Here is a 6,444-nt window from a genome sequence, read left to right on the forward strand (position 1 = left end):
GTCCTCACTGGAGCTTCTTGTTGTGGATCTGGACCTGGCCGCCCGACGTCGCCGAGAAGTTCCGGTCGAGCCAGTCCCAGAGCCCGTCGAACATGATGTCCGAGGTGTCCAGGGTGTGCCTGGCGCCGACAGCGTGGCCCAGCTCGTGCGTCACGACGACCACGCCGATCTGGTCCAACGTCGCCTGCGGGGAGTCCTTCAGGATCACCTTCGTGTCCGCCGGCCAGGTCGCGTCCACGCCCTGGACCCCCGTGAAGCTCGTGGCGGTGAGGCCAGTATAGGTGAAGCTGTCCCGCCCGTTGAGGAGCGCCGTCCCCGAGGTCGGGAAGCCGGCCGTGCTGGCAACCGGGATCGTCGTCGCGCCCGCGCTGACCTCGGCCGTCGTCGGGAAGCACCGGGCGATCGCCTGCGGGTCGCTCACGAGCGGCAGCTCGGGGCAGCCGTCTTTCGTCGTGTCGATGGCGCTCAGATCCAGGTCGTACCTGCTCGCGACGTAGTGATCGCCGAGGAGCAGGTCCGTCGTTTTGTCAATCGGCTCCCCGCCGTCCTTCACGCCGTTGTCGTTGGCGTCAGCGACGATGTCGACCCGCGCGAGCATTGGCGTCCCGTGGGGAGCTGTGCCGTCGTCAAAGTGCACGGCGCGCTTTGGATCGTTATCGGGATGACGATACGTCTTGTCATTGATATACGCCTTTAGCGCCCGCAGGTAGACCCGCGTCTTGACGGCGTAGGCGTCGGCACTCCCGAACGTGCTGAAGCCAAGCGTGGCGGGCTTCATGTTGCGTAGCCCCGTGTCCTTCCAGGTCTTCTCGCAGTTGGTGCCGCTCGTGTGGCAGTTGATGGCATCGAGCACGGCGGTGGCCATGTCGAGCGTCGGGTTGGCCGGCGTCATGAACGACTGGCGGGGGAACTGGCGCGTCGGCGTCAGGGGGGCGGCCGTGGTGAACCCGTCGAAGGCGGTCGTGACATCATGAACCTTCACGCCCGCGTTCTGGAAGGCCGGCCCCACCTCGAAGCGGGGGCACGGCGCTGAGTCAGTCACCGGCGCCCAGGTGGCGGGGTCTTTCGTGTCGTCCACCGCCAGGCCGCACTGACCGCTCGCCATGACCGGATCCTTGGGGAACCCGCGCGCCCGGACGAACAGGTGGCGCATCCCGACCCCGAGCCGTTCGGCGACGTGGTTCCCGTTGAGGTCGGTCATGAAGCCCGTCTGCCCGGGCGCCGGGCCTTTCAGGTAGACGGCCCTGAGCTTTTCGAAGTGGGTCAGCCCGTCTCGGCGGAACTTGTCAGCGTCGTCCCGGGTCCCGTTGCCATCCTGGTCCCGGCTGAAGCGGTTCAGCACCACGGGGGCGTGGAGCGTGTCGTTTGTCTCGAGCGCGTCAGGCAGGAGGTCGCCGTCCGTGTCCAGGGGGAACCGGGCGCTGCCGGTCGCCCCGTCCGCGCGCGTCACCTGGATTGTCACGTGGCCGAGCCAGTCCCAGGAGTGGAGCTTGATCCGGTAGACCCCTGACGCCGGGGAGGTCTCGGCCACGTTCGCGAGCGTCGTACGGGTCATATCGGCGCCACCCGCGGCCGCCGTCGCATCCACCGCGGCCACGCTGTAGTCGTTCCGCGGCACGGTGAGGAGCGTGCCCGTGGCGTTGTCCACCTCGCAGTCCTCGTTGGTCGCCGTCCCCGGGAAGTTGGACGGGCTCGCCGTCGCCGTCGCCGTCATGGCCGAGGTCGGGGCGGGCGTGAACTGGGCCTCGAGGATGACCGGGGTTGGGGTGATGGTCTTGGCGGTGCACTGGCCGGACGTGTTCAGCGTCAGCTCCACTTGCTGGACGCTCGACACGAAGGTCGAGGTGACGTCCGCGAGAGTGTCGGGGTCCAGGAACCTGAACTGGACCACGGGGCGGGGCCGGACCTCGTACGCGTTCGGGAGCGTATCGGTGCCCCGGTTGTTGGGGTTCGTCACCCTGACGTCGCCTGGGCCAGTCACCGCCGCGCCGTCGATGCTGACCGGGATGCTGATCTCCTCAGCCGAGACCGTCAGGGCGCCCGTCACGGCAATCCGGGAGTCGGCCACGGTCGTCCCGGGCTGCAAGAAGTCCACCGTCGCGCCGGAGAGGAAGTTGGTCCCGGTGATCTTGAGGGTTCCGGTGGCGCCGGCGAAGGGGTTCTCGGCGATCGTCGTGTTCGCCGGGAAGAAGAAGGCGTTGGCGCCGCGGGGGCTGGTGATGTCGAAGTTGAACCCGCTGCTCGCCAGGCCGGTCGTCGTGTTGCTCACCGTGAACAGGCCGTCCGTGGCCGCGTCGGGCATGTTCGTCACGATCTGGGTGTCGGAGCTGGAGATGAAGGTCGTGACGAGCACAGGGCCCGAGAACGTGACCCTGGGCGCAGACCCGAAGCCTGACCCGGAGATGGTCACCCGGCACCCGCGCGGCCCCTCCGCCGCGTTCGTCACGTCACAGACGATCCCCGAGATCGAGGGCGGTGGGGGCGGGGGGACCGTCTCCGTGGTGCTGGTCGAGCTCTTGGCCAGGCCCACGTCCACCCCCACCGCCGGCGCGTCGATCACGTCTACGAAGCCGCCGGTGCCGAGGCCCCCGTCGGGGTTGAGCACGGTCACCGGGAGCGGCCCGACCACGCTCTGGTCCACGCTCACATGCGCGAGGATGGCCGTGCCTGGGAACACGCGCACCTCCTGCACGGTGACCCCCGAGTCCGGGGAGCCGAAGCTCACGGTCAACGACCGAGTGCTATGCTCCTGGAAGCCGGTCCCCAGGATGTTCACCGGCTGGAGGCTCACGCCGCGGAAGAGCGGCCCCACGATCGGGAGGGTCCCGCAGGAGCCGGCCGCGATGCGGTCCGTGCAGGTGATCGTCGGGGCAGCTTTCACTTCGAGCGCGTCGGTCAAGGTCGAGCTTTCGGCAGGCGACGTCGCCGGGTTGGTCACGGTCACGGCCCGGAGCCCGGGAGCGGCAGCCGCGGCTACATCCACGCTGGCCGTGATCTGCGTGGAGCTGTCCACGGTCACGCTCCGTACCGTGATGCCGGCGCCGAAGTCCACCGTGGCTCCGGCTTTGAAGTTCACGCCGGTGAGGACCACCGTCTCGTTCTGCGCCCCCTGGCCGAGCCTGCTCACCGACAGCGATCCGAGCGTCGGGGTATTCCCTGTGCAGTTCCCGATGGTGATCGGAATGGCCGCAAAGTTGTTGCCCTCGTCGGTCTCCGCGACACTGTTGGATTCATCGACCAGCAGCCCCAGGAACATGGAGCCCGTTGGCGTCAAACCCGGAATGCTGGCACTGGAAACCAGCGGCACTGACAAAGTCCCATTGGCGCCAAGGGACGAGACCGTCTCCCGGCCCCCGACCAGCAAGACGTCGGAGGCGGTGATGGTTGCATCGGCCGAGATATAGACGCCGACAGAGAACTGGCCCGCCGAAGTCTGACCCAGGTTTCTGACCGTGAGCTTAATATCCCCCCCAATGACCTGCCCTGGGCACGCGGCGTTCGGACCCGTGATGAGACCGACGAGATCGGGAGCCCCTGGGGCCGCGCCCTCAACGAGGGTGAAATCCTGGCCACTTCGCGTCTCGTTCTCCCCCACGAGGACTGCCGTGGCCGTGGCTCCCCCGAGCTGGCCGGCAGCTTCGCTCGGATCCCGGACGCCGTTGCCATTGCTGTCGATGAAAGCCCCGATGAAGTATGTCCCCGGGATGATCCCTTGGGTATCGGGCGGCGGGCTCGCGAAGCCATACGCCTGCGGGAAGACAGGCGACGGGATCGTGAGCCCGTACAGCCGCTGCGTCAGGGCGGCGTCGGCGAAGAGGCCGATTCGGAGCGCGCCGGTTTGCGCGCCCGCGTAGCTGATCGTCCCCGTGATGTCGCTGGTAAGGGTGAGATTGAAGTTCGTCCCCGGAGTGTCCGCGCCATTCACGACTGTGAGCTTGGTGGCCGCATCCCGGTTCGGCACCTCCGCGAAGAACTTTCGCGCGAAGCCGAGGGCACGCGCCTGGGCGACGTAGCTGCCGGAGGTCGGCGCAAGCCCGTGGACTCTGTGGTTGCCGCTCGTATCGGTCACCCCGCCACCCCACACGAAGCCACCGGTGGCGGCGTCGAAGATGACCACGCCGGCATCGGCGAGCCCGATCACCCCGTCGCTCCGGAACACCCGACCGGAAATTGACCCGTGGGCGTCCGAGACGACCACGTCGCTGATCGTGGTCGTGTTAGGTGCGGTGACGGCAACTGTATCCCCCGCTTGCAGTGTCAGCTGACCGTTAAACCACTGCCCAGCGAAGCCGCCGGTGAGGGGGAAGATCCGGAGCTTGTAGATCCCCTCGGCCAGGGTGGGCGCCATGAACATCCCATTGGCGTCCGTCACGACGGTCAGCACTGTCGAGCCGGTCGTGGCCTCGCGCACCTGGACGAGGGCGCCGACGAGCGGCGCGCCGATGGTAGCCGGCGGCACTGGCTGTCGCCGGACCGTCCCGATGATAGTGCCGGGAGCAGGATTGAGCGCGACGTTAATGCCCGAAGTCTCGAGCCCGCTCTGCACCTCGACGAACGAGGCGTCGTTGAACAGAAAGCCGCCGGAGGGGGTGGCCGTCGCCGTGTAGTGACGTGTCACGAAGCCGGGGGCGACCACCCGCACCTTGTGCTGGCCGGACCCGGGCACGCCCGGCACCGCCGGCGGGAGGCCGCGGACCAGGAAGGAACCGTCGTGGCGCGTGGTGGCCCCGCTGCCGACCCCGTTGTCGAAGAAGTTCCGGACGCTGACCGTGGCGCCCATGATCGGCTGGCCCGTGCTGGTGGTGACCGTCCCGGTCAGGGTGCCCGCGGTAGCGGCCAGGAAGAGATTGATATTCTCCTGGTTTGCCGCTGTCGCGTCCACGATTGTGCCGGCGCTCAGGACGTGCTGGCAGCGGAAGGTCGCACCCACCGGCTCGCAGCCCGAGGCGGTGCTCACATAGGTCGTCTCGGTGTCCGCCCTGAGCACGTACTTCCCCGGCCGCAACCCGTCGAGCTTGTAGCTCCCGTCGCCGTTGACGCGCACGACGCGCACCACCCCCAGATGTGCCGGGTCAAAGGCGAAGATGTGGGCGTCACTGAGCGGATTTCCGCTCGAGTCTCGGACAAAGCCGCTGATTATCCGCGGGCTCGTCCCCGGGCTGAAGCCAGGGACCGTGAAGTCGGCGGTCACGGTCTCGGAGCCCGTGATCGTTACCGGAATCGCCGTGCTGCGTGAGGTCGAGCCTGTCGGGTACCAGCCTATGGCGGTCCCGCCATCCCGTTGGTTGCCCAGGGCCTCGATGATCCACTGCCCGGGCCCCACTCCTGAAAAGCTGTACATGCCGTTGCTGTCGGTTATGGTCAGCGTAAGGAAGCCCCGGGTGAAGAAGGTCGGGCCCCGGAGCTCTACCACGGTCCCGGTCGGCACGGGGCCACCCGTGTCGCTCCGGGTGATCCGGCCCTGGATGACCGCGCCGCCAGCGGCCAGGTTCATGTCAGCGCTAGTGAGGAGCGTCTCGGTCAGCGGGCTCCCGGTGATCACAAACGGCTGCCCGTTCTTGATGCGGATCGGGGTCGCCGTGACAAAGTCGGTCGCGAGGTTGTTCGGGTCACCGCTGAACCAGGCTGTGATGTGGCCCGGCGCGCTCGCCCGCACCAGCCAGTCGCCGTCACGGAGGTTGCGGAAGGTGAAGGTGCCGTCTGGGCCGGTCTTAACGGTAGTGATGGCGAAGAAGCTGCTCGCCGCCACGCGGATGATGAACACAGTGGCGCCGCCGATCGCGTTGCCCGAGAGCCCGTCACGGATGGTTCCCGTGATGATCCCGCCGGGTTGCATGGCGATATTGACATTCTGGGTGTCAGCGTTCGCCGTCACGTCCACGCCGGTGGCCGTGAAGAAATCGATGCCGATGGGGAACTTGGTGGTGAAGAAGGTATGCACGAAGGAGAGCGGCGGGTTAACTCGCGCCCTGACCTTGTAGATGATGCCCGGAGGCAGGACGCGGCCGGTGGAGTAGAAGCCGCTGGCGTTAGTTGTGAAGCCGCCGATGAGGAAGGCGTTGGTCGTCCCGTCGAAAAGATCGATGATCGCGCCCTCGATCGGCGCGCCCGTGTCCGCCCGCGTGACGGTGCCGGTGATGCCCCCGGAGCCATTCAGCAAGGTGGCCGGGAAGCCGCGGGCCGTAAGGTCAGCGCGGAAGAAGTTGACGACGTTGCCGAGGGGGTCGAAGAGGCGGAGCTCGGCCTCCCAGGTGCCCGAGGCGCTGAGCTGGGGGAAGTCGACCTGGGCCTGGAAGGTGCCGTTGTTCAGGGTGCCGCTGACCAGGGTGAAGATGCCCTGGCGGAGCTGGCCGGTCCCGAGATGGCGGAAGACCACGGTGCTGATCCCGAAGGGGCAGCCGGTGATGCAGACGCCTGACCCGATGTCAGTCGCCTGGATGGTGA

General features: G+C 67.7%; 1 protein-coding gene. It reads right to left on the minus strand.

The features are described 5' to 3' along the window. Positions 1-4: 4 nt before the first annotated feature. Positions 5-6,444, minus strand: a 6,440-nt coding sequence (locus HY726_15660) for a carboxypeptidase regulatory-like domain-containing protein (protein ID MBI4610433.1), incomplete at its 5' end; no start/stop codon positions are given.

It is taken from the genome of Candidatus Rokuibacteriota bacterium, assembly GCA_016209385.1.
In the GTDB taxonomy this organism is placed as follows: domain Bacteria; phylum Methylomirabilota; class Methylomirabilia; order Rokubacteriales; family CSP1-6; genus JACQWB01.